The following is a 20368-nucleotide window of genomic DNA, read 5'->3' as shown; positions in this document are numbered from 1 at the left end:
AGCTGTTTATGACTTTAGTGTTTTTAAAATAACAGTTGCTAATGTATCTATAAATTCGGGCTTTGCATTTGGCATTTCAGGACGATAATAACGAGCTCCTATCTCGTCCGTCACCTTCTTACATTCAAAATCATTATCATAAAGAACTTCAAGATGGTCACAAACAAAGCCAACAGGGGCAAAGACAAATGCTCTATACTGATGCTTTTGAAATAAATCTCTTGTTAAATCCTGCACATCTGGACCAAGCCAAGGCTCAGGTGTATTCCCGGCACTTTGCCAGCCAATTTCAAATGTTTTGATGCCGGCTTGCTCTGCAATCAATTCGGCTGTTTCACGAAGCTGCTCGGGATAGGGGTCACCTGACTGCAGGATTTTTTCCGGCAAGCTATGGGCCGAAACAATTAGAACAGCCTGTTCTCTTTCCTCCGAAGGCATCTGATTAAAAATTTGCTTCACTTTATCCGCCCAGTAATCAATAAATTTAGGCTCCTGATACCAGCTTTCGATGGAAATCAATTTCGGACCGCCCAGCTTTTCTGCCTCTTCCACTGCTCTTCCATTGTATGATTTCACACTAAAGGTCGAAAAATGAGGTGCAAGAACAATACTGATTGCTTCCTCGATTCCATCTTCATGCATTTGCTTGACCGCATCTTCGATAAATGGCTCGATATGCTTTAAACCAAGGTACATGTGGAATTCAATTTCATCCTGGATTTGGTTTAAATGTTCTTCCAGTTTTTCAGCCTGTTCGAGTGTAATTTTCGCGAGTGGTGAAATTCCACCGATGGCTTCATAACGGTTTTTTAGCTCTTCGATCATTTCTGCCGTCGGCTTGCGGCCATGACGAATATGTGTATAATAACGTTCTAAATCATCTAATTTATAGGGAGTACCATAAGCCATAACCAGCAGGCCCATTTTCTTTTTTGTCATATTCTGCACCTCAATTTACATCTCTTTTCACAACTCATCTTATTGTGCCAAAAATTTGGACATTTTACCAATTTCAGCACTTGTTTTTCGTGATTAGCGACTTAATTTAGAGGCTGAATACTCATGGATAAACGATGTTAATCTTTTTAATACGTCAGGGCTTACAGAAGGGAACACACCATGTCCAAGATTAAAGATGTATCCGTTCTGCGCCATTCCTTGGTCCAAGATCGCTTTTGCTCTCTCTTCAATCACTTCCCAAGGTGCTAAAAGGATCGCAGGATCGAGGTTTCCTTGGACTGTTTTATGAATGCCCATTTCCCGTGCTTGAAGGATTGGCAGGCGCCAGTCCAGGCCGACCACATCAAGAGGCAGGTCATTCCATTCCAGAGCAAGATGACTGGCTCCAACACCAAACATAATCAATGGTACATTCTCTTCCTTTAATGAAGTAAAAATTTGATTCATAACAGGTTTAATGTAGAATCGATAATCTTCCACATTGACCGCACCGACCCATGAATCAAAAATTTGAATAGCCCTTGCACCCGCACGGATTTGCGCTTTCACATAAGTGATGATCATACTCCCCAGCTTTTCCATTAAGGCAAACCATGCCTTTGGTTCTGAATACATGAAAGCTTTTGTTTTGTTATAGTTTTTTGAAGGGCCACCTTCAATCATGTAGCTCGCAAGTGTAAATGGCGCTCCAGAAAATCCTATTAAAGGCACGCTTAATTGTTCTTGAGTTAAGATTTTGATAGTTTCTAAAACGTAGGGAACATCTTCTTCCGGATTAATTTCTCCCAGTTTTTCCACGTCGGCTAACGAACGAATGGGATTGTCGATGACAGGACCAATTCCGCCTTTAATTTCAACATCCATTCCAATAGCCGGCAGCGGCGTCATAATGTCTTTATAGAGAATCGCCGCATCAACGTTATAATTTTCAACCGGAAGCCGGGTAACATAAGCACATAGCTCCGGTTGGTGTGTGATTTCAAATAAAGAATATTTCTCTTTTATTTCCCGATATTCCGGCTGAGAACGGCCTGCCTGTCTCATGTACCAAACGGGAACATAGTCAGTCGTCTCCCCTCTTGCTGCTTTTAAAAAAGTATCGTTTATCGGTTTTGGCATTAAAATAATCCACCTTTCAAAACATGTCTGTTTCCCATTTTAATATATATAGCAGTAAAATAAAACTTCACAATGCATATGTATAACTCTCTTCACTATATCGATTTAACCTATTTGTGTATAGATAACTATAGGAAGTGTCAAAAAATAGTCGTTTTTATGTTTACAAAATTGTTTAAATTAAATGGAGTTGATTATAGCATTCAAGAGTCTATTTTGCTTAGAATAAGACGTAGCATAACAAAAGGAGCGAGGCTTATGAACATTTATATTACAACAGGCACTTACGATTACTTAAAGCGCATTGTCGAAAAATATCCAAGTGAAAAAATCGTGGCGATGGTCAATGGCGACGACGATTACGACTCCCTTCTGCTGCACGAAACAAGCGGAGAAACGGTTTTTAAACAACCGCGTAGGTATGAGGTGATCGACTCATCCGGGGAAATCACGAAGGCAGGTTTTGTGGTCATGAATCATATACCTGTCACCGATGAAGGGCGGCCGTTGTTTGAACATCAATTTAAGAATCGGCCAAGAAAAGTTGATACTGAACCTGGCTTCATCGCTAACCGCATCCTACGTCCGTTAACATCCAATACGTATATCATTCTTACCGTTTGGGATCAAGAAACTTCCTTTGAAAACTGGAAAAACTCCAAGTCCTTTCCGCTTTCCCATGGAAAACCCTCATCAGAAAATGGAGCGGATGAACAGCCGCAAATTTTCGCAAGTAAATCCTATGTTCGTAAATATACCATTACGGAATAGTAAAAGGGTCAGACCCCTAGATTCAATATATAGTGTCGCTTATTAATCGTAGTTCAACTATATATTATCTGTTGAGGGGTCTGACCCTTTGTTTTTGTACAGCCTCTTTTTTCTATAAGAACCCCCTATGATTTGGCAAGGAGAAACCTTATACCTGTTGTGATTGGTCTAGTGGTAACAACGATTGCGGCAATGTTTTTAATATAAACGGCGAAAGAGGGTGAAATTTCTATCATCCTCTTTTTCAATTTAATCTACATATTAATATAAAAATGTTAAAATAGTTAGAAAATACATAGGAGGTTTCTTCAATGCTAAACAAATTGTTTGATAAACTAGAAGGCTATTATGATGAAATGGTTCGGGTTCGCCGATATTTGCATCAGCACCCGGAATTATCCTTTAAGGAGTATACTACTGCTAAATTTATTCAGGACTTTTACGAAAAGCTCCAAATCGAGGTAAAAGGAAATGTCGGGGGTAACGGAGTCGTCGCAAAAGTTTACGGAAAAAAACCAGGTAAAACGGTAGCATTACGGGCCGATTTTGATGCATTACCAATTCAGGACGAAAAAGACGTTCCTTATAAATCGCTTGTTCCTGGCGTTATGCACGCTTGTGGTCATGATGGCCATACCTCTACCCTCCTCTTTCTTGCCAAGGCTTTGCACGAATTAAGGGATGAATTAGAAGGTAATTATGTATTTATCCATCAGCATGCCGAAGAATACGCGCCCGGCGGAGCGGCCTCGATGATTGAGGACGGCTGTCTTGATGGCGTCGATGTAATTTTTGGCACTCATTTGTGGGCCAGCGAACCAGTTGGAAAAATTCAATATCGTACAGGTCCGATCATGGCGGCAGCAGACCGCTTTGAAATTGACATCCAAGGCAAAGGCGGACACGGTGCCCAGCCTCACAGGACGAAGGATGCAATCGTCACTGCCTCGCAGCTTGTCATGAATCTCCAGCAAATTGTCAGCAGAAAAGTGAATCCTGTTGAACCTGCTGTGGTCACGGTCGGTTCTTTTACCGCTGAGAATGCCTTTAATGTGATTGCGGATAAAGCAAAGCTGGTCGGTACGGTTCGAACATTCAATGAAGATGTTCGGCAGTTCATCGAAGAGGAATTGGAACGAGTCATTCATGGCACTTGTTATACCGCTAACAGCACCTATGAATATTTATATGAAAGAGGCTACCCGGCTGTGGTGAATCATGCAGCAGAAACAGAATTTTTAATTGATTGTGCTAAACATGTGCCAGAGGTACGGTTAATCGAAGAAACCGAGCCACAAATGGGTGCGGAGGATTTTGCCTATTATCTGCAAAAGGTACCTGGCACGTTCTTTTTCACAGGAGCCAAACCAGAGGGGGCAGAACCTGGTTACCCACATCATCATCCGAAATTTGACATTGAAGAAAAAGCCATGTTAATTGCAGCGAAAACGCTTGGTAGTGCGGCATTGCTAAGTCATAAATAATTCTATTTGTCTTGATTGATTTTTGGGGGCTTGATGACCTTGGAGCTCTTATAAGTGTTTTTGGGGTCACTTATAAGGAGGCTTGATGACTGAGAGGCTCTTTTGATTGGGGCTTCGGTCATCAATGGGGCTTCTTGATGACTGAGAGGCTCTTTTGATTGGGTGTTCGGGCATCTATAGGACTTCTTGATGACCGAGTGGCTCTTAAGAATGAATGATCGGTAATCTACAGCGCTTCTTGATGACTGAAATTTTATCAAAAAGAGCTTGGACGGGTGTCATGGACCGGCCAAGCTCTTTTTCCCCTCTTCTTGGGCAATGCAACCGCTCTGCTTTGACCGGCCAAGCTCATTTTTCTTCTTCACGGGCAATGCAACCGCTCTGCTTTGACCGGCCAAGCTCATTTTTCTTCTTCACGGGCAATGCAACCGCTCTGCTTTGACCGACCAAGCTCTTTTTTCTTTTCCACGGGCAATGCAATCGCTCTGCTTTGACCGGCCAAGCTCCTTTTCCCTCTCCACGGGCAATGCAACCGCTCTGCTTTGACCGGCCAAGCTCTTTTTCCCTCTTCTCGGTCAATGCAACCGCTCTGCTTTGACCGATCAAGCTCTTTTTTCTTTTCCACGGTCAATGCAACCGCTCTGCTTTGACCGGCCAAGCTCTTTTTTCTTCTCCACGGGCAATACAACCGCTCTGCTTTGACCGACCAAGCCCCTTTTCCCTCTTCCCGGGCAATGCAGCCACTCTGCTTTGACCGACCAAGCCCTTTTTCCCTCTTATTGGGCAATGCAAATGCAAACGCCTGCTTTAGGCCACATCCCCCCTAAAATTCAGGTATTTGACTAAGCAACCTCAACCGGTAAGCATTCATCGCGGTTTCACCCAAATGTTTGAGCAAATTGTTGTTGGCATAGGCCCCCACGACTGCTCCAATGCCTGGAACAAGCTGCAGCATCTTTGCTAAGTCAATGTAATCACGGTACTCCTGTTGGAATTTACGCCAATCCATTTCTTTTAATTCTTCCTTATAGTGGTCCCAGCTTTCAATTTTTTTTAAGGTTTCCCGGCGTACATCATCACTGGAAAAGGCGAGCTGAAAAACATGAAGCAAAAAGAGCCGTTCTTCATATTCATTCGTGTTGTATCCATAGACAGCTGCCGCCTCAAAGAGAAATTTAATTTTTATCGTTAAAAGTAAGGGAAAATCGGCAAGGCCGACCAAAAAGCCGGCTGCTCCGGTTCCTGCTCCTTCAATAATCGCGGTCTTTTGGAACAATGCCGTCTTTTTTCTCATTAGGTCGTCCCGATCGGCCAGAGACAATCCGACAGCTTGTTCTTTTTTGGTCGTAATTTTCGAACCGAATAACGTTGTTTTTACCATGGCTTTAATGCTTTCCGTCACAATTTGATGGACCTTATCAGGAATCAGTCCATTCATTTTTTGCTGAGTCTTTTTGGATATTCGTTTCATGATTCCAGAGCGCTTCATGATACTCCTTTTCCACTCGGAAACCTCATCGTAAACTTTAAGTTCATATTCATTCATAGGGATCCCACCATTTTATTTAAGCTGCTATCCTCTTCTTACTATAGAAGTATACAAACAGGTAACCAAAGGCGAAGCCTGCTGCTAAAACAATCAATCCAATGCCCATTTCCCCTTTGATAAAAATAAACAAGGCAAAAATGAACGCTTGAATGGCTAAAATCATCATCATCAACATTTGGAAGGCTTTTGTCTTATTTTCTGGAGATACGGGATATAAATCCACCCAAAGCTTATTTTGGTGATGATTCCAAAGCGGCAGGAGCTGAAAGCCGGTTAAGTATATAAATAGAATAGCCATTAAAATTTGTCCTAACCCAAATGAAAGAAAATATAAGGCGGCAGCGCCGATAATCGTTAAGCGAATAAACAGTCCGAGATAATCGGATGAGCGCAGGAATGTTCGTGAAAATAAATACAGAAAAGTCTTTTCTTGTGAAAAAGGGATTTGCAAAATGAATAAATCAAGCCACTTTCTTCTTTTCACAGAGTCCTTTAATTTAGGAACATCAGTGAAAAGATTCGCCAGGCGGTAAAAGGACGACATCCTTTTCTCTTCCTTTTCAATTAGTAAGTCCCATTTCAAGCCCATATTTCTGGTTCTCACGTTAAATGACCAATAATATAAGCCCATCACTAAAAGGATACTCAATAGGATCAGGTAATTTGCCCGGTTAAATAAAAGATAACTAAAAACAGCATTGCTTAAATATCGGACAATCATATCCCATCGATAAACAGACGGCTGAACAAAATAGTGGATTTCCCAGCTGGCAGCCAGATTCCATGCTTTAATGACGAGAAGGGCAATGAAAAAGAATAAAAATGAGTGAAATCCTTCGTTGTTTACATGGGCATACATGGGCATGAAAACCGCCAGCACCATTAGCAGGATATACCCTTGAAAAATAAGACTTACGGCCCCTGAACGAAAAAAGTAATTTCGCAAGCGGGACTCAAGCGGGATCAGAAAGACCTTGTCCGCTTCAAGGAGGAAGTTATAAACGGGACTGTATGTTAAAAATATCCCCAATATAACGGCCATAATCAATGAAGCGGGAAAATCGTTTGAAAGCGTTGCAATCCATTTCTGATAGTAAAACGCCCCCGAGCCAAGTAAAAATAACAGGACAATCACAAGGTGTCCATTGAATATGTAACGGAGATAACGGCTTAAATCCCTTAATCTGCGGCCAAATCGCTCTTTCCAAAGTTTTGTATCATCAAACATAATTTTCTTCCTTTGTTAATTGAATATATAAATCATCTAAAGACGCTTGCGGCATGGAAAATTCCTTCCTTAACTCTTCAAGTGACCCCTTTGCACGAACCTTGCCTTCATGGAGAATGACAAAGCGGTCACAATATTTTTCGGCTGTGGCCAGGATATGGGTCGACATTAAAATACCGGCTCCGTTTTCTTTCATTTTTTTCATTAAATCAAGAAGTGATTGAATGCCTAGAGGGTCTAATCCGACAAATGGTTCATCAACAATATAGAGCGCTGGCTGTACCAAAAAAGCACACATGATCATGACCTTTTGCTTCATTCCTTTGGAAAAATGTGCTGGAAACCAATTTAATCTTTTTTCCATCCGAAATTCTGAAAGCAACGGGGTGACTCTTGTTTTATAGGCCGATTCATCAAGTCCGTACGCCATTGCAGTTAGACGCAGGTGCTCCTCCAATGTCAGCTCTTCATATAAAATGGGGGTTTCTGGTACAAAGGTAAACAATTTCCGGTACGCTTCTTTATTTTTGGTAAAGGTTTGACCATTGATTTCAATTTTCCCGCTATGCGGCTCCATCAAACCAATGATGTGTTTAATGGTCGTACTTTTGCCTGCACCATTTAAACCAATTAAACCCACCATTTCTTTTTCATTCACTTCAAATGATACATCTCGCAAAACTGGGTTTCTTGTGTATCCCCCAATTAAGTTTTCAATTGATAATAAAGACATTTTTCAAACGTCCTTCCTTAGCATGAATTAATTTTCATTTTAACAAATAGTGCTCAATAAAAGTAGGAATTCAATTTTTGATATTTTTTTGTATAGAACTCGAAAAATGGGACATCATAATATTCGAAGGGGAAACAACTTACTTCGATGAAGAAATTCATCAAAACTTGAAATGAGGTGTCTGTTAAAGACAATTTCCTTTCAAACAAGTGAGCTTCTAAACGTTTCTAAATAAGGGGATGGTTGTTTTGTACAAAGTGCATGGTAACCATTTAGAGTTCAAATAACACATCTACTGTTTATAAAATAAACGGCAAATGAGGTGTTTACCGCAGATCGCCACTTGTTTTTATAAGTTGGGATAACATATAAAAACAAACATAGGGGATGGTCAGCTTGAACAATGATGTCTCTTTATAAAAAACACTCTAACGAAAAATGAGGTGTTTATCAAAGAACACTCCTAACTGAACGTAACTCTTGAAGCAATTCCCCTTCGAGAGGGCGGGATTCCATGCGAATCCTGCCTTTTTCTTTTTTAATGATTATGGTAAGATAGGGAAAATATTTAGTTGAAAGGCTGTGTTGTTCAATGAGTGATTGTATTTTTTGTAAAATTGTAAATGGAGAAATACCCGCAGCAAAAGTATTCGAAAATGAACATGTTTTGGCTTTTTTGGATATCAGTCAGGTTACGAAGGGCCACACCTTAGTCATCCCGAAAATACATAAGGATAATGTATTTGAATTAACACCTGAAATCGCCAGGAATATATTCGAAGTCGTTCCCGCGATCGCTAACGCTTTAAAACAAACATATGAACCAATCGGTTTGAACACCATCAACAATAATGGAGAACATGCCGGACAATCAGTTTTCCATTTCCATATGCACTTAATTCCACGTTACGGGAAAGGCGATGGCTTTGGCGCTGTCTGGAAGAATAACCAAAGTGACTATACACCAAGTTTGTTACAGGACATGGCATCGAGCATCAAAAAATATTTATAATTATCTGAAAATTACATCTTTATTATTTTAATAAAGATGTGGTATAATGTTTTTAAGTTTTTCGCTGCAGGCAACTAGCGCACTGCAGGAGGAACAAAATCTAGAGCAGAGCAGAGGAGAGAAGAGAAATGAATACAAAGAATTTAGTAACCTTATCACTTTTAGTGGGGATTGGGGTAGTCCTGCACATGGTGATGCCGGCATTTTTTGGAATTAAGCCTGACATGATGCTAGCAATGATGTTTTTAGGTATTATACTTTTTCCTGATTTTAAGAGTGTTATGCTTCTTGCCATTGTTACAGGGATTTTGACAGCCTTAACAACTGGTTTTCCTGGAGGACAAATTCCAAATATCATTGATAAACTCGTAACAGCTACGGTATTCTTCGGTTTATATGTAGTAGTAACTAAATTCTTGAATTCCATTGTTAGTGTTGCGGTTTTAACGGCTGTTGGAACGATTGTTTCAGGTTCAGTCTTTTTAGCATCAGCCTATTTTATCGTCGGTTTACCAAAATCCTTCGCATTACTTTTTTCAGCAGGGGTATTACCAGCAGTTGTACTCAATACAGTGATCATGGTTATTTTGTATCCAGTTGCCCTCTCGGTGTTAAAAAGAACAAACTTTTCAACACCATCCGTTATTCAAAAATAATAAACGTTTAGATCCACCAGAAAAGAACCTTTGGGTTCTTTTCTTTATATCTTTCCTTTGAATTTCATGCCTCTTTAACCTAAATTATAAAAATTGGCAGAAATAGAAAAAAATTTTTCTAATGAATTTTCGAAAAAGTTGGAATTATTTAGTGAAAACACGTAAAATATAGGTATATATTATTTCGGTTTTCTTTTTTTCTACGGAATTATCAAAAAATTTATAAAATTGTTATAATTTCTAAAGATTTTGTAAATTTATATCTTTATTAATTTTTACTTTATTGGCATAATGTTAATAGAGAAATAAAAAAGTAGGTGAAAATGAGGATGTCAGACAAACAATATTCAATGAAAGAAGCGATGCTTTTTAGCCAGCGAATTGCTCAATTAAGCAAAGCCCTATGGAAATCAATTGAGAAGGATTGGCAACAGTGGATAAAGCCTTTTGATTTAAACATTAATGAACACCATATTCTTTGGATCGCCTACCATTTGAATGGAGCCTCCATTTCCGATGTGGCAAAGTTCGGTGTCATGCATGTTTCAACAGCATTTAACTTCTCAAAAAAGTTAGAAGAACGCGGATTACTTAAATTTTCCAAAAAGGAAAATGACAAGCGAAATACCTATATTGAACTCACACCAAATGGAGAAGAGATTTTACTTCAATTAATGGAAACATATGAACCCAATAGCAATGCAGTCTTTTCTGGTGCGCTGCCATTAAGAGACCTATACGGCAAATTTCCTGATATTATTGAAATGATGGCGATTGTTCGTAATATCTATGGCGAAGATTTTATGGAAATCTTTGAACGCTCTTTCCACAACATCGAAAGTGAATTTGTAGATGTAAACGGAAAACTCCGCAAAGCAGACACCCAGCAAGAACTCGCATAGCTATTGAATGTACTTATGGAACTCCTTCATCAATGGCAAAAATAGACCTTGCGCTAAACAGGCTTGTATGACTTCTTTCGCATCAAATTTTACTGTTAATAAACTTAAAAACTCAGTGAAAAGCGGATGAAAATAAATAAACCCTTCCGCTTTTTGTTTTTCCATTTTTATGCTCATTTCATCACATAAATGAAAGAAATTCTGTACTTCGTTTTCAGCCACTCCCCTTTTTACAATCAATTTATGAAAATCCAGCTCGGGATGGCTGACGATCTCTAAAAGCAATTTTTGATGGTATTCAAGCAAATTGATTCGATTTAGTAATTCTGACTCATTCATTTTCAACTACCTCGTTTCACATGACAACATTTCATTATGTTCATTATTAGCTTTTCCACCAATAAGGTAAATCATTTTTTTAGAAACAGCTTATCTTTCCTACATCGTGAATCATTTCATTCTTTTAGTCTTTCATTCTTTTTGACTATCTTTTTTTTATGTTTTTTGATATTGTTGTAATTATAATCTTAATTATAAACAAAAGGGAGGGAATCTTTGATGATCTCCATTTTTATTGTGTTTGCCATCTTAATTTTGTTCTATGTAAATAAATTAACAAATTCCCTTTGTATTCAAAAAGAAATTCCTGAGGAACGCCAACATAAAGTATTTCGTACGATTAATGTCCTGATTACGATTTTACTTATTTCGTCATATGTTGAAATTTTATATACATAATCCCCATTATTATAAATGATCCTGACGAATTAGTAACGATTCCCGCCAAAGATAAAGCGATGAGGCTCGCCTCATCGCTTTTCATTTATTTATTACCAACACCAAGAAGCTCCAATAATTATTAACAAGATGAACAGAACAACGATTAACGCAAATCCACCACCATATGCTGCACCAGTCATTCTTTTCCCTCCTTCTTTTTTCATACGATATCCTATTCAACCACTCTCCATTTCGTTTAGGCTTTAACCAATTTTCTTTGCAAAAGTCACAATTCTTTGTAATTGGCCCTTAAATTTTTGCTGTTGTTACCAATTATGTTATAGTATAGGTTGTGGACAAGGAATCACAAGAATTTACTGTTTAGGAGAGATTCATCATGAAAAAGTGGATATTAGCCCTGACATTAGCTGGCGGGGTTATTGCATTAAGTGCATGCAATCAAACGAGTTCTGATACGGTGGCAAAAAGCAGTGCGGGGAACATTACTCAACAAGAGCTTTATAATGCCATGAAGGACAAAATTGGTACCCAGGCTTTGCAGCAGCTTGTTTTCGAAAAAGTACTTTCAAAGAAATATCCTGTTACCACAAAGGAGTTAGATGCCAAGATTGCTCAATTGAAAAGTCAGCTTGGATCAAACTTTGATGCTGCTCTTGCACAATATGGATATAAGAATGAAGCTGATTTAAGGAAAACAATGAAAGTCGGCATGATGCAAGAAAAAGCGGCTATGAAGGATGTAAAAGTAACGGATAAAGAGCTAAAAGATTATTATAATAACTTAAAACCTGAAATTGATGTCCGTCATATCCTCCTCAAGGATGAAAAAACGGCACTCGAAGTTAAGAAAAAACTTGATGCCGGTGAAAAATTTGCGGATGTGGCAAAGAAATATTCTACAGATACGGGTACAGCTGCAAATGGCGGAGAAGTAGGCTGGATCACGAAGGACAATGCTGGACAATATGATCCAAATTTTGTAAAGGGCGCTTATGCACTGAAAGTTAATGAAATTAGCGCACCTGTTAAATCTCAATTTGGCTATCATATTATCCAAGTCACTCAAATTAAAGCCAAAAAACCATATGATCAAATGAAGAGCGAAATTGAATATGATGTTAAATCATCGAAATTAACAAGTGACATGATTAATAAAGCAATGCAGAACGAATTAAAAGCTGCGAACGTAACAATAAGCGACAAGTCCCTACAGGATGCCTTAAAGGTACAAACAACAACACCACAGCAGTAATAAAATCACGCTGGTTGGTGGTGCAACTGCACAAATGCTCAAAATGAAGAAAGAGGATGACTATGAAGGTCATCCTCTTTCTTTATACACCTGTTGCTTTCTCGCCTTCACGCTTTTCTTTTTCCATCTCAAGTCGCTGTAAAAATATTTCCCCTTCTTTTTCAATACTTTCCTGCTCCAGCATTCGTTCATCTCTACCGGTTTTAATCGCCATCAGAGCGCTAATCACAATACCAACCACGACAGCAAATACCCAAAAAGGAATAGTCATAATTTCTGCACCCTCCATAAGTGGTCGTCCACTTTTTTAATACAATTTATTCAGCAATGGCGAAATTATTCTCACGGATAGCAAAAAAGATAACCAAATTGGTTATCTTTTATTTATGAAAAACAGGCTTATAAAAGGATCGATTATCTAAAGCAAAAATGCGTTCGGTAAACTCTCCCGGCTTTACTCTTTCCAGTGCCCGGTCCATCATGTTCATTTTTGCATCTAAATTATCAATATAATGAAGAATTTCTGCTTCTTTAATTAACGGAGGCTTCGGACTGCCCCATTCCGCTTTTCCGTGATGGCTTAGAACCAAATGCTGCAGAATAAGGACCTCTTCCCCAGCTATGCCGAGCTCATCTGCAGCTTTGCCAATTTCGTTAACCATTATGGTAATATGCCCTAAAAGATTCCCTTCGACCGTATATGCAGTCGAAATCGGCCCTGATAACTCCAACACTTTACCCATATCATGCAAGATCACTCCGGCATACAGTAAATCACGGTCAAGACTTGGGTACAGCCCTGAGATCGCCTTAGCAAGGTCAAGCATGCTGATAACGTGGAAGGCAAGCCCTGACACAAACTCGTGATGATTTTTCGTAGCCGCCGGATAGGCGAAAAAGGAATTTTGATGCTTCTTAAGTAAATGCCTGGTAATCCGTTGTATATTTGGGTTTTTCATTTCGAAAATATACTGGGTCAACCTTCCTGACATTTCTTCCTGGCTTAGAGGTGCAGTCTCAAGAAAATCATCAAGTTTAACATTGTCGGCAAGAGTAGATTTGCGAATTTGACGTATTTTTAATTGGTTTTTTCCACGATAATTTTGAACCTCACCCGTTATTTTAACAATATTTTGGCCTGCAAAGTTCTTTTCATCCTCTTCGCCCGCATCCCAGAGCTTTGCCTCTATTTCACCACTTTGATCCTGCAAAATAAGTGTCAAAAATGGTTTCCCATTACTCGCAGTGCCTTTCGTGGCGCTTTTGATCAGCAGAAATAACTCAACTTGTTCCCCAACATCATGTTTAAGAATACCTTTCATTTTCTTTTTCACGCCCCTTCCCTATCGATACTAGTATATCATATTGGACTATCACTCTATGAAGGAATCTGTATGGCCCCTTTTTGTAAGAAAAGAATATTTTCTGCTTCAAAATTCGCAAGCAAATGACTGTGGCAGGTGAAAAATAATATTTGATTAGACCTGAGCCTCTTCAACAGGTCAATGACTTTTTGGGTGCGATGTGCGTCAAAATTCACAAAGCTGTCGTCAATTATAATCGGAAAGCAATATTTTTCATAGAGTGTTGTGGCCAGTGCAAGTCGAATCGAAACATAGACCTGTTCCGTTGTCGCTTGACTCAGTTCATTTGCTTCAAAAATGGTATAGTCAGATCTTTCGATTAAGAAACCTGTCCCGGATTTTTGCATGTGAATTTTATGATATTTCCCATCAGTCAGAAAAAATAAGTACTCTTCGGCCTTTGCCAGCATCCTTGGCAAATGAATATTTTTATATTTTTCAACTGTTTTTAAAAGGATATCTTGCGCAATGCAGTAAATGGACCATTCCTTTGCTGCTTCTTCCAACTCAAATTTTTTCTGTTTAAACCGATGGAGCATCTCGGAATATACGCCGCCTTCTTCCAGAACCTGTATTTCATATTTAATCGAAGCTTGATCCTCTTGAAGAAGTTTCAGTCGCTCCATAAATAATGAAGAGTTATTCTGGCATTCTTCGATCATTTCATCGCCATTAGAGATTTGAAGATAGCCCTCCCATTCTCGTTCAGATAGGATCGAGTACCGAAGCTGCTTTTGTAAATCGAAAAGTCTTTCCTTCCATTTTGCCAATTTCTCGGCCTTGGCACCTTGCTCATAGAATTGTTGTTCATTGGAAGCGATCGCTTCAGCTAACAAGCGATTCATTTCTTGTTGGAGCTGCTCCTGCTCGATGACCTTTTGCTGTAAGTCAGCCGTTAGATCGGTTAATTTAGCCCTTTTCTCTTGATAGATTATCTTCTTTTCATGTTCTTCCTTTAACCTATTCCTCAATAAAAAACCAGTTTTGTAGGTATCGAGGTGGTGATCCTGTAAAAAACGCTTTGCAAATACCATAATTCCCTGTACAATCTTGTTTTGTTCCAGCTCAATTTGGACAAGACGTTCTTGGATTTTACGTTTTTCACGTCCTGCTATTTTAAACTGCTCGATGAGCTGAAAGGCTTCGAGCAGATGATTTACAGCAATATACTCAGGAATGTTTAGCTGGTTGGCAATGGCTAATACTTTTGCCTTGCAGCTTGCTGCCTCCGCTTCCCAATTCTCAAATTTGGAAATGACCTTATCATACTGGATTTGCTGCTGATTAAGCTTTAATTTCAACATTTGCAGCTTCTCTTTATGGTGATTATCTGCGGTTAATTGTTCTTGAAGAACAGATAAATTCGTATAGGAAGCAGATTGGAGTTTTTCCAGTAAGAACTTTTCTCTATTTTTCAGCTGTTCAAGTGGATGAGAATCTGCCCTTTCTTTTGACTGATTTTTGTCCCGTTTCATAAAAACACCAATCATTATAGAGCCGGCGATCCCCAGGAACACTAAAAACCATTGTTTGGTTATGATTCCGTATAAAGAAAAGCCGATTAAAATGATCACAAATATTAAATGTTGAAGTTTTTTTTGCTCCTGCGATTTTTGATTTTGATTATTCGCCAGCTGATAAATGCTGATTTTATCCTTTATAGCAGTTAGTTCATTTTCAATGCTCTCTTTATCCCCATTGCTCAACTGCTCCTCAAGCCTCTTTCTTTCCAATGTGGAAAGAATGCTGCCCTCAGCGGTACGGGCTTCTTTTTCCAGCAATTCCAAAGCCATTTTTTCTTCTTGAAAGCTCTCCTCCAACTCCTGCTTTCGTTCATCCAGCTTTCGGCCTTGATGTACCGTTTCCTCTACTTCGTTCTTCATATAAATATTTGTATTGATCGATAGCATTTCATCTTCTGTTAACGGTAAATGAAGCCGCTCTTGAAGAATGACCAGCTTTTCCTCAAAATCCAATTGTTTCGATTCGCATTGCTGCTTCTCAAGCCTTAATTGCTCCAAAAGTGGCAGCTGATCAAGGAAACCGACCATTTCAGATTCACTTTCAAGGACTGAATCGTCAGGTTCGATCGCCTCTATTTCAGCTTTAAGTTTTTCAACTCTTTCCGTCAGGCTGGTAATTTGAGCCCGATAAGGATAAAGCAGTTGCTTTAATTGTTCCATCCGCTCGATTCCGCGGACAGGAAATTGAATTTCTCCTATTTCAGCCACTTCATTCTTTGTCCAAATTTCTTCTTTAACAAACGATTCGATTTTCTTCCATTCGGTTAGCTTTTCCATTTTCTCACGGTTTGCGATAAGCCCTTCATTGATGTCCCCTATTTCCAGCTGTATCTTTTGCATTCTTTCGATAAGGGTTTGATATTCTTCATTTTTGGAAGAAGCTTTTTTTAAATCATTATTTAACTCGTGAAGCTCTTGTAATTTTTCATTGATAAGCGGCTTTTTACCACTTGGCTTAAAGCGGGAATCCAATTCTTTTTGCAGGATTGCTTCAGATTGCGATAAACGCTCTGTCCCTAATGTCCCTGCCGAAAATAAAAATTTTCCAATCTCCTCTCCACGCATTTGATGAATATTCTGCAGGCCATGTAAATTAAATGAAAAAATCGCCTGGAATAAACTCTTATCAATATTTGACAATAGTTCTTTCAGCAATTCTTCTCCGCCTGCTGTACCATCATCCAGCGTTACCTTTACATCACCCGTTGATTTTCCCTTCACCCGTTCGATTACCGCAAACCCCAGCTTTTCATGATAGATTCTAATTTTCCCGCCATATTTGTTATTGTGTTTCGGCTCATAGCGTAGTTCGCCTGATTGCTGCTTTGTTGGGAATCCAAATAAAATGCCATGGATAAATGCCATAATTGTAGACTTTCCAGCCTCATTTTCACCATAAAATACCTGAAAGTCAGATAAATTTTTAATATGGACGTCCTCCAATTGACCAAATCCATATATGTAGAGCTCAATGATCTTCACGTACAATCCCCCCTTTCTTATTCTTGATAAAGCAATTTTATTAGCAGCTGCTCCGCTTTTTCAATCAGCTCTTTTTGGTCTTTCTCAGATTGATAGGATAAATATTTTCTCCCTAATCGGTGCTCATATAATGATGAAATGACAGGAGCCGTATCAGAAAAGCCTTCTGCTGTACTAAAAAGCTCCGCATAAAAATTAGCTTCCGATTTCAACTGTTCTATATCGATCTGGATGTTTTCACGAATGATGAGATCGACAAGCCAAACGAATGCTTCTTCGTCCTTTTCTTCCTCCAATAAAAGTTCCAATAGCTCCCCATCCAAACTTCTTTTTTCTCTTGCATCATTTATTTGGACATTTTCTAAAAAAAGTGTCAGAAAGGTGCCAGTCTTATCCTTACGGACACGATTCAATTCGGATTGACACAGCTGAAGAATCTCATGAAAATTCGATTGCCTTGAGGCATCAATTGTCGCTTCTTCCCAGATGATGTCGGAAGCTTCAACAAAATTCATTTTTGCCTCAATTTCAGATAAAGTTACATGATAAAAACCTTTGACCTCTTTTTCCTTACGATTTCGACCCTGAATATTACCAGGATAAACAATCGGAGGGTATTCTGATATAATTTTTCTCTTATGGATATGGCCTAGAGCCCAGTAATCAAATTGTTTTTCCTCCAGATCCCTGATGGTAAACGGTGCATAATTATCGTGTTCTTCACCGCCGCTTAAATTGCCGTGCAAAATGCCTATGTGAAAATCAGCACCTTCGACCTTTTGGTACTCGGCAATTTTTTTATCAAAAACATGCCTTACCGGATAACTAAAGCCATAAAGATGAACCGTTATTCCGCTTTTGGTTTGTAAGGTTTTCATTTCTACCTTACTGTTAAAAATATGTACGTTTTCCGGCAAGCCAAGCTGAACCCATGAACCGTTTAAATGATCGTGATTTCCGTGAATGACATAAACGGGGATCTCCCTTTCCGCAAGCTTAAGCATTTCCGTACGGAAACGTGATTGAGCCATCAGGCTGCGGTCTTCGCCATCAAATAAATCACCCGCTATTATGACAAAGTCGACATGGCGTTCAATCGCTTCAGCGGTAAGTTTCTTTAAGGCCGTAAATGTGCTTTCTCTAACTCTTGTAAAGATATTTGCCGGCATTGCCTTTAAGCCTACCATCGGGCTGTCCAAGTGCAAATCGGCAGCGTGAATAAATGAAATCTTCTTCATAATAGGATTCCTTTCGTGGCCTTTTCTTTATTTTAACATCTCCAAAAAGCGAATGCACGTTCTGTTTGATGATTTACTTAAAAAGAGCCGTGCATGCGGCAACAGCTCTTTTCATTTCTATTCGTTTTTGGTTAATTCCAGCGCTTTTTTAATATCTTTATAGGAGTTGGATTTCCCGTACATCAATACTCCGCCTTTATATACCCGGGCGCCAAAGATAGCTAATACAACGATCGTAACGATCAAGATGCCAATACCGGACAAGGCTTCCCATGCAGGAATGGATAACATTCCAACGCGTAAAAACATAATCATTGGAGTAAAGAAAGGAATATAAGAGGTTACCGTAATAAACGGCGAATCCGGCTTATTTAGTCCGAACATTGCAATCATGAATCCTGCAACAACCAGCATTGTCATCGGGGTGATCATTTGCTGCACATCTTCAATTCTGCTGACTAAAGATCCTAAAAAGGCTGCAAGGGTCGCAAAAAGAAAATAACCTAGCAGGAAGAATACAATCGCATAGACAATTGTACCCACCGGAACATGACCAAAACCGAAGGCATCAAAAAAACCGCCCTTTAATGAATTCATATTTTGTTTAATGGAAGTATAACCAACAGACAGCAGCACTGCCAACTGGGTTAAACTCAATAGTCCGATTCCAAGAATTTTCGCGAACATTTGCTTGATTGGCGAAACACTCGAAATTAATATTTCCATTACCCTTGAAGACTTTTCTGTTGCGACTTCCATAGCGATCATATTAGCGTACATGATCACGGCAAAATAAATAATAAAGAGGAGAACGTAAACAAGTCCTCTTGCCTGATTCAATTCCTCTTCTGTTTTGGCATTTTTCTCAAGGGCTACTTTCTTAAAGGAAACAGGTTCATATAGCTTTTGCAGCTGGACAGGCGTTAGGTTGATTTGCGAAGCTGCAAGTGTTGTTTTTAATTGCTGCAGGCCTGTTTGGATATCTGTATAAGTTGCAGAATCAGCAATACTCATAGCTTTAAAGGTAGCCGCAGGCAGTTTTTGATCATTCAAGGTCAGCTGAAGCAATCCATTATAAACTCCTGATTGCACGGCTTTTTCAGCATCCAATTCACTCCCGGAATATTGCTTCAAGATAATATCTTTATTGATTACTTTGATCTGCTGTTTTAAGGGCTCAAAAAGCCGGCCCGTTTCATCAAGTACAGCTACTGTGTCCTTGCCGCCATTTTTATCAAAAAAGTGGATGATATTATTAATATTCGTCAGGCCTAACATAACTGCCACCGTTATGATGGTCGTGATGATGAATGATTTTGTTTTCAATTTGGTTAAATACGTATGAAATAAGATAATCGAAAATTTATTCATAGGAGTTACCTACTTTCTCGATAAAGATATCATTTAAAGAAGGCTCTTCAAGGGCGAATTTTCGAATAAATCCTTTATTGACTATTTCTTTTAAAATTTGTTCGGCCACCCATTCTCCTTCAATTTGAAGATGAATTCCTTCCATCGTGGATTTTGCCTTTACGACTCCCGGAAAGACCTTTAATGATTCTAAAGAAAAATCAGCATGAATGACGAGATTCTTTTTACCAAAAGCCCTCTTAATTTCCTTGAGTGCCCCATAAACGACAGGTCTGCCGTTTTGTAAAATGCAGAGATGCTCGCACATTTCCTCCACATGCTCCATACGGTGGCTGGAAAATACGATTGTGCTTCCGCTTTCCTTCAAGGATAGAACCGCGTCTTTTAGCAGCTCGACATTAATCGGATCAAGGCCGCTAAACGGCTCATCGAGTATAAGTAATTTGGGTTTATGTATGACGGCAGCGATAAATTGGATTTTCTGCTGGTTTCCCTTTGAAAGCTCCTCTACCTTTTTATTTTCATACTCGGGAATTTTAAATTTCTCTAACCAGATTTTTAATTCGGATAAGGCGTCACTCTTTTGCATGCCCCTTAATCTTGCCAGATAAACGATTTGGTCGCGTACCTTAAGTTTTGGGTATAAGCCCCTTTCCTCCGGAAGATAGCCTACCAAATGGCTTGTTGTATAATCGATTTTTGAGTCATCCCAAGTGATTCTTCCGCCGCTCGTGTCTAAAAGGCCTAGTATCATTCGGAAGGTTGTCGTTTTTCCGGCACCGTTCGCACCTAAAAAGCCAAACATTTCTTTTTCAGGAATCACTAACGATAAATCATCCACAGCCGTAAACTGGCCAAATCGCTTTGTCACATGTTCAAGTTTAAGTACCATATCAATCTCTCCTCTCATAATTATACGATGGATTTTGCCTAAAAGTTTCAGTTTTATTTTGCTAAATTGTACGAATTATGCAAAAATAATA

General features: G+C 39.1%; 22 protein-coding genes. 7 read left to right on the top strand and 15 right to left on the bottom strand.

Annotated features, from left to right (window positions below; all coding sequences use genetic code 11):
* Positions 1 to 6 precede the first annotated feature (6 nt).
* Both hemH and hemE read right to left on the bottom strand, forming a co-directional pair.
* Entirely contained in the window at positions 7 to 939 is a 933-nt protein-coding gene (hemH, locus tag ACZ5XR_RS04990; protein ID WP_464500574.1) for a ferrochelatase, read from the bottom strand.
* 93 nt (positions 940 to 1032) lie between these two features.
* Positions 1033 to 2079, bottom strand: coding sequence for a uroporphyrinogen decarboxylase (gene hemE / locus ACZ5XR_RS04985; protein ID WP_464500573.1), 1047 nt, complete (start codon positions 2077 to 2079; stop codon positions 1033 to 1035).
* Between the two features lie 258 nt (positions 2080 to 2337).
* On the opposite strand from hemE, the gene ACZ5XR_RS04980 reads away from it, so the two are divergent.
* Both ACZ5XR_RS04980 and ACZ5XR_RS04975 read left to right on the top strand, forming a co-directional pair.
* Complete coding sequence (locus ACZ5XR_RS04980) at positions 2338 to 2850, top strand: antibiotic biosynthesis monooxygenase family protein (protein ID WP_464500572.1); 513 nt, start codon at positions 2338 to 2340, stop codon at positions 2848 to 2850.
* 311 nt (positions 2851 to 3161) lie between these two features.
* Positions 3162 to 4334 carry a M20 family metallopeptidase gene (locus tag ACZ5XR_RS04975; RefSeq protein WP_464500571.1) on the top strand — a complete coding sequence of 391 codons (1173 nt, stop codon included), beginning with the start codon at positions 3162 to 3164 and terminating at the stop codon, positions 4332 to 4334.
* A gap of 278 nt (positions 4335 to 4612) precedes the next feature.
* On the opposite strand, the gene ACZ5XR_RS04970 is transcribed toward ACZ5XR_RS04975, so the two are convergent.
* From ACZ5XR_RS04970 to ACZ5XR_RS04950, 5 genes are read right to left on the bottom strand one after another with little or no spacing between them, the layout of a single operon-like run.
* On the bottom strand, positions 4613 to 4738 hold the full coding sequence (locus ACZ5XR_RS04970; RefSeq protein WP_464500570.1) for a hypothetical protein: 126 nt from the start codon (positions 4736 to 4738) through the stop codon (positions 4613 to 4615).
* Entirely contained in the window at positions 4735 to 5121 is a 387-nt protein-coding gene (locus ACZ5XR_RS04965; RefSeq protein ID WP_464500569.1) for a hypothetical protein, read from the bottom strand. Before ACZ5XR_RS04965 ends, ACZ5XR_RS04970 begins: the two co-directional genes overlap by 4 nt.
* A 36-nt stretch (positions 5122 to 5157) precedes the next feature.
* Positions 5158 to 5880 carry an EcsC family protein gene (locus ACZ5XR_RS04960; protein WP_464500568.1) on the bottom strand — a complete coding sequence of 241 codons (723 nt, stop codon included), beginning with the start codon at positions 5878 to 5880 and terminating at the stop codon, positions 5158 to 5160.
* A 19-nt stretch (positions 5881 to 5899) separates the two neighbouring features.
* Positions 5900 to 7111, bottom strand: a complete 1212-nt coding sequence (locus tag ACZ5XR_RS04955; RefSeq protein WP_464500567.1) for an ABC transporter permease — start codon at positions 7109 to 7111, stop codon at positions 5900 to 5902.
* A complete protein-coding gene (locus ACZ5XR_RS04950; RefSeq protein ID WP_464500566.1) occupies positions 7104 to 7844 on the bottom strand; it encodes an ABC transporter ATP-binding protein in 741 nt (246 codons plus the stop codon). The genes ACZ5XR_RS04955 and ACZ5XR_RS04950 overlap by 8 nt, the downstream gene beginning before the upstream one ends.
* A 592-nt stretch (positions 7845 to 8436) precedes the next feature.
* Here ACZ5XR_RS04950 and ACZ5XR_RS04945 point away from each other — a divergent pair.
* The 3 genes from ACZ5XR_RS04945 (at position 8437) to ACZ5XR_RS04935 (ending at position 10414) form a co-directional block, all read left to right on the top strand.
* The gene (locus tag ACZ5XR_RS04945) at positions 8437 to 8856 is read left to right on the top strand and encodes an HIT family protein (protein WP_464500565.1); all 420 of its coding nucleotides are present in this window, start codon (positions 8437 to 8439) and stop codon (positions 8854 to 8856) included.
* 128 nt (positions 8857 to 8984) lie between these two features.
* A complete protein-coding gene (locus ACZ5XR_RS04940; RefSeq protein WP_464500564.1) occupies positions 8985 to 9512 on the top strand; it encodes a tryptophan transporter in 528 nt (175 codons plus the stop codon).
* A 329-nt stretch (positions 9513 to 9841) separates the two neighbouring features.
* A complete protein-coding gene (locus ACZ5XR_RS04935) occupies positions 9842 to 10414 on the top strand; it encodes an HTH-type transcriptional regulator Hpr (RefSeq protein ID WP_464500563.1) in 573 nt (190 codons plus the stop codon).
* On the opposite strand, the gene ACZ5XR_RS04930 is transcribed toward ACZ5XR_RS04935, so the two are convergent.
* Positions 10415 to 10753, bottom strand: coding sequence for a DUF1878 family protein (locus tag ACZ5XR_RS04930; protein ID WP_464500562.1), 339 nt, complete (start codon positions 10751 to 10753; stop codon positions 10415 to 10417).
* Between the two features lie 219 nt (positions 10754 to 10972).
* Here ACZ5XR_RS04930 and ACZ5XR_RS04925 point away from each other — a divergent pair, with 219 nt between their 5' ends.
* A complete protein-coding gene (locus tag ACZ5XR_RS04925; protein ID WP_464502226.1) occupies positions 10973 to 11152 on the top strand; it encodes a hypothetical protein in 180 nt (59 codons plus the stop codon).
* Positions 11153 to 11244: 92 nt separating this feature from the next.
* On the opposite strand, the gene ACZ5XR_RS04920 is transcribed toward ACZ5XR_RS04925, so the two are convergent.
* Positions 11245 to 11334, bottom strand: a complete 90-nt coding sequence (locus ACZ5XR_RS04920) for a YjcZ family sporulation protein (protein ID WP_464500561.1) — start codon at positions 11332 to 11334, stop codon at positions 11245 to 11247.
* A gap of 197 nt (positions 11335 to 11531) precedes the next feature.
* On the opposite strand from ACZ5XR_RS04920, the gene ACZ5XR_RS04915 reads away from it, so the two are divergent.
* The gene (locus ACZ5XR_RS04915) at positions 11532 to 12407 is read left to right on the top strand and encodes a peptidylprolyl isomerase (RefSeq protein WP_464500560.1); all 876 of its coding nucleotides are present in this window, start codon (positions 11532 to 11534) and stop codon (positions 12405 to 12407) included.
* 82 nt (positions 12408 to 12489) lie between these two features.
* On the opposite strand, the gene ACZ5XR_RS04910 is transcribed toward ACZ5XR_RS04915, so the two are convergent.
* The 6 genes from ACZ5XR_RS04910 to ACZ5XR_RS04885 form a co-directional block, all read right to left on the bottom strand.
* Positions 12490 to 12696, bottom strand: coding sequence for a sporulation YhaL family protein (locus tag ACZ5XR_RS04910; protein WP_464500559.1), 207 nt, complete (start codon positions 12694 to 12696; stop codon positions 12490 to 12492).
* A gap of 91 nt (positions 12697 to 12787) precedes the next feature.
* Entirely contained in the window at positions 12788 to 13729 is a 942-nt protein-coding gene (gene yhaM / locus ACZ5XR_RS04905; RefSeq protein WP_464502225.1) for a 3'-5' exoribonuclease YhaM, read from the bottom strand.
* A 56-nt stretch (positions 13730 to 13785) separates the two neighbouring features.
* Positions 13786 to 16776, bottom strand: coding sequence for an ATP-binding protein (locus ACZ5XR_RS04900; protein ID WP_464500558.1), 2991 nt, complete (start codon positions 16774 to 16776; stop codon positions 13786 to 13788).
* Between the two features lie 17 nt (positions 16777 to 16793).
* Positions 16794 to 18014, bottom strand: a complete 1221-nt coding sequence (locus tag ACZ5XR_RS04895) for a metallophosphoesterase family protein (RefSeq protein ID WP_464500557.1) — start codon at positions 18012 to 18014, stop codon at positions 16794 to 16796.
* 117 nt (positions 18015 to 18131) lie between these two features.
* On the bottom strand, positions 18132 to 19385 hold the full coding sequence (locus ACZ5XR_RS04890; RefSeq protein WP_464500556.1) for an ABC transporter permease: 1254 nt from the start codon (positions 19383 to 19385) through the stop codon (positions 18132 to 18134).
* Positions 19378 to 20277 carry an ABC transporter ATP-binding protein gene (locus ACZ5XR_RS04885; RefSeq protein ID WP_464500555.1) on the bottom strand — a complete coding sequence of 300 codons (900 nt, stop codon included), beginning with the start codon at positions 20275 to 20277 and terminating at the stop codon, positions 19378 to 19380. Before ACZ5XR_RS04885 ends, ACZ5XR_RS04890 begins: the two co-directional genes overlap by 8 nt.
* Positions 20278 to 20368: the final 91 nt, after the last annotated feature.

The sequence above is a fragment of the Neobacillus sp. Fa239 genome, from assembly GCF_055395235.1.
This window is presented reverse-complemented; position numbering and strand designations above follow the sequence as displayed.

Bases quoted from the DNA above. Each gene is read 5' to 3' on its own strand.
- hemH (WP_464500574.1), bottom strand. From the start codon at position 939: ATGACAAAAAAGAAAATGGGCCTGCTGGTTATGGCTTATGGTACTCCC.
- ACZ5XR_RS04895 (WP_464500557.1), bottom strand. From the start codon at position 18,014: ATGAAGAAGATTTCATTTATTCACGCTGCCGATTTGCACTTGGACAGC.
- ACZ5XR_RS04910 (WP_464500559.1), bottom strand. From the start codon at position 12,696: ATGGAGGGTGCAGAAATTATGACTATTCCTTTTTGGGTATTTGCTGTC.
- ACZ5XR_RS04955 (WP_464500567.1), bottom strand. From the start codon at position 7,111: ATGTTTGATGATACAAAACTTTGGAAAGAGCGATTTGGCCGCAGATTA.
- ACZ5XR_RS04970 (WP_464500570.1), bottom strand. From the start codon at position 4,738: ATGAGCTTGGCCGGTCAAAGCAGAGCGGTTGCATTGCCCGTGAAGAAG.
- ACZ5XR_RS04980 (WP_464500572.1), top strand. From the start codon at position 2,338: ATGAACATTTATATTACAACAGGCACTTACGATTACTTAAAGCGCATT.
- ACZ5XR_RS04920 (WP_464500561.1), bottom strand. From the start codon at position 11,334: ATGACTGGTGCAGCATATGGTGGTGGATTTGCGTTAATCGTTGTTCTG.
- ACZ5XR_RS04960 (WP_464500568.1), bottom strand. From the start codon at position 5,880: ATGAATGAATATGAACTTAAAGTTTACGATGAGGTTTCCGAGTGGAAA.
- ACZ5XR_RS04975 (WP_464500571.1), top strand. From the start codon at position 3,162: ATGCTAAACAAATTGTTTGATAAACTAGAAGGCTATTATGATGAAATG.
- ACZ5XR_RS04950 (WP_464500566.1), bottom strand. From the start codon at position 7,844: ATGTCTTTATTATCAATTGAAAACTTAATTGGGGGATACACAAGAAAC.
- ACZ5XR_RS04915 (WP_464500560.1), top strand. From the start codon at position 11,532: ATGAAAAAGTGGATATTAGCCCTGACATTAGCTGGCGGGGTTATTGCA.
- ACZ5XR_RS04925 (WP_464502226.1), top strand. From the start codon at position 10,973: ATGATCTCCATTTTTATTGTGTTTGCCATCTTAATTTTGTTCTATGTA.
- yhaM (WP_464502225.1), bottom strand. From the start codon at position 13,729: ATGAAAGGTATTCTTAAACATGATGTTGGGGAACAAGTTGAGTTATTT.
- ACZ5XR_RS04945 (WP_464500565.1), top strand. From the start codon at position 8,437: ATGAGTGATTGTATTTTTTGTAAAATTGTAAATGGAGAAATACCCGCA.
- ACZ5XR_RS04940 (WP_464500564.1), top strand. From the start codon at position 8,985: ATGAATACAAAGAATTTAGTAACCTTATCACTTTTAGTGGGGATTGGG.
- ACZ5XR_RS04935 (WP_464500563.1), top strand. From the start codon at position 9,842: ATGTCAGACAAACAATATTCAATGAAAGAAGCGATGCTTTTTAGCCAG.
- hemE (WP_464500573.1), bottom strand. From the start codon at position 2,079: ATGCCAAAACCGATAAACGATACTTTTTTAAAAGCAGCAAGAGGGGAG.
- ACZ5XR_RS04890 (WP_464500556.1), bottom strand. From the start codon at position 19,385: ATGAATAAATTTTCGATTATCTTATTTCATACGTATTTAACCAAATTG.
- ACZ5XR_RS04930 (WP_464500562.1), bottom strand. From the start codon at position 10,753: ATGAATGAGTCAGAATTACTAAATCGAATCAATTTGCTTGAATACCAT.
- ACZ5XR_RS04885 (WP_464500555.1), bottom strand. From the start codon at position 20,277: ATGGTACTTAAACTTGAACATGTGACAAAGCGATTTGGCCAGTTTACG.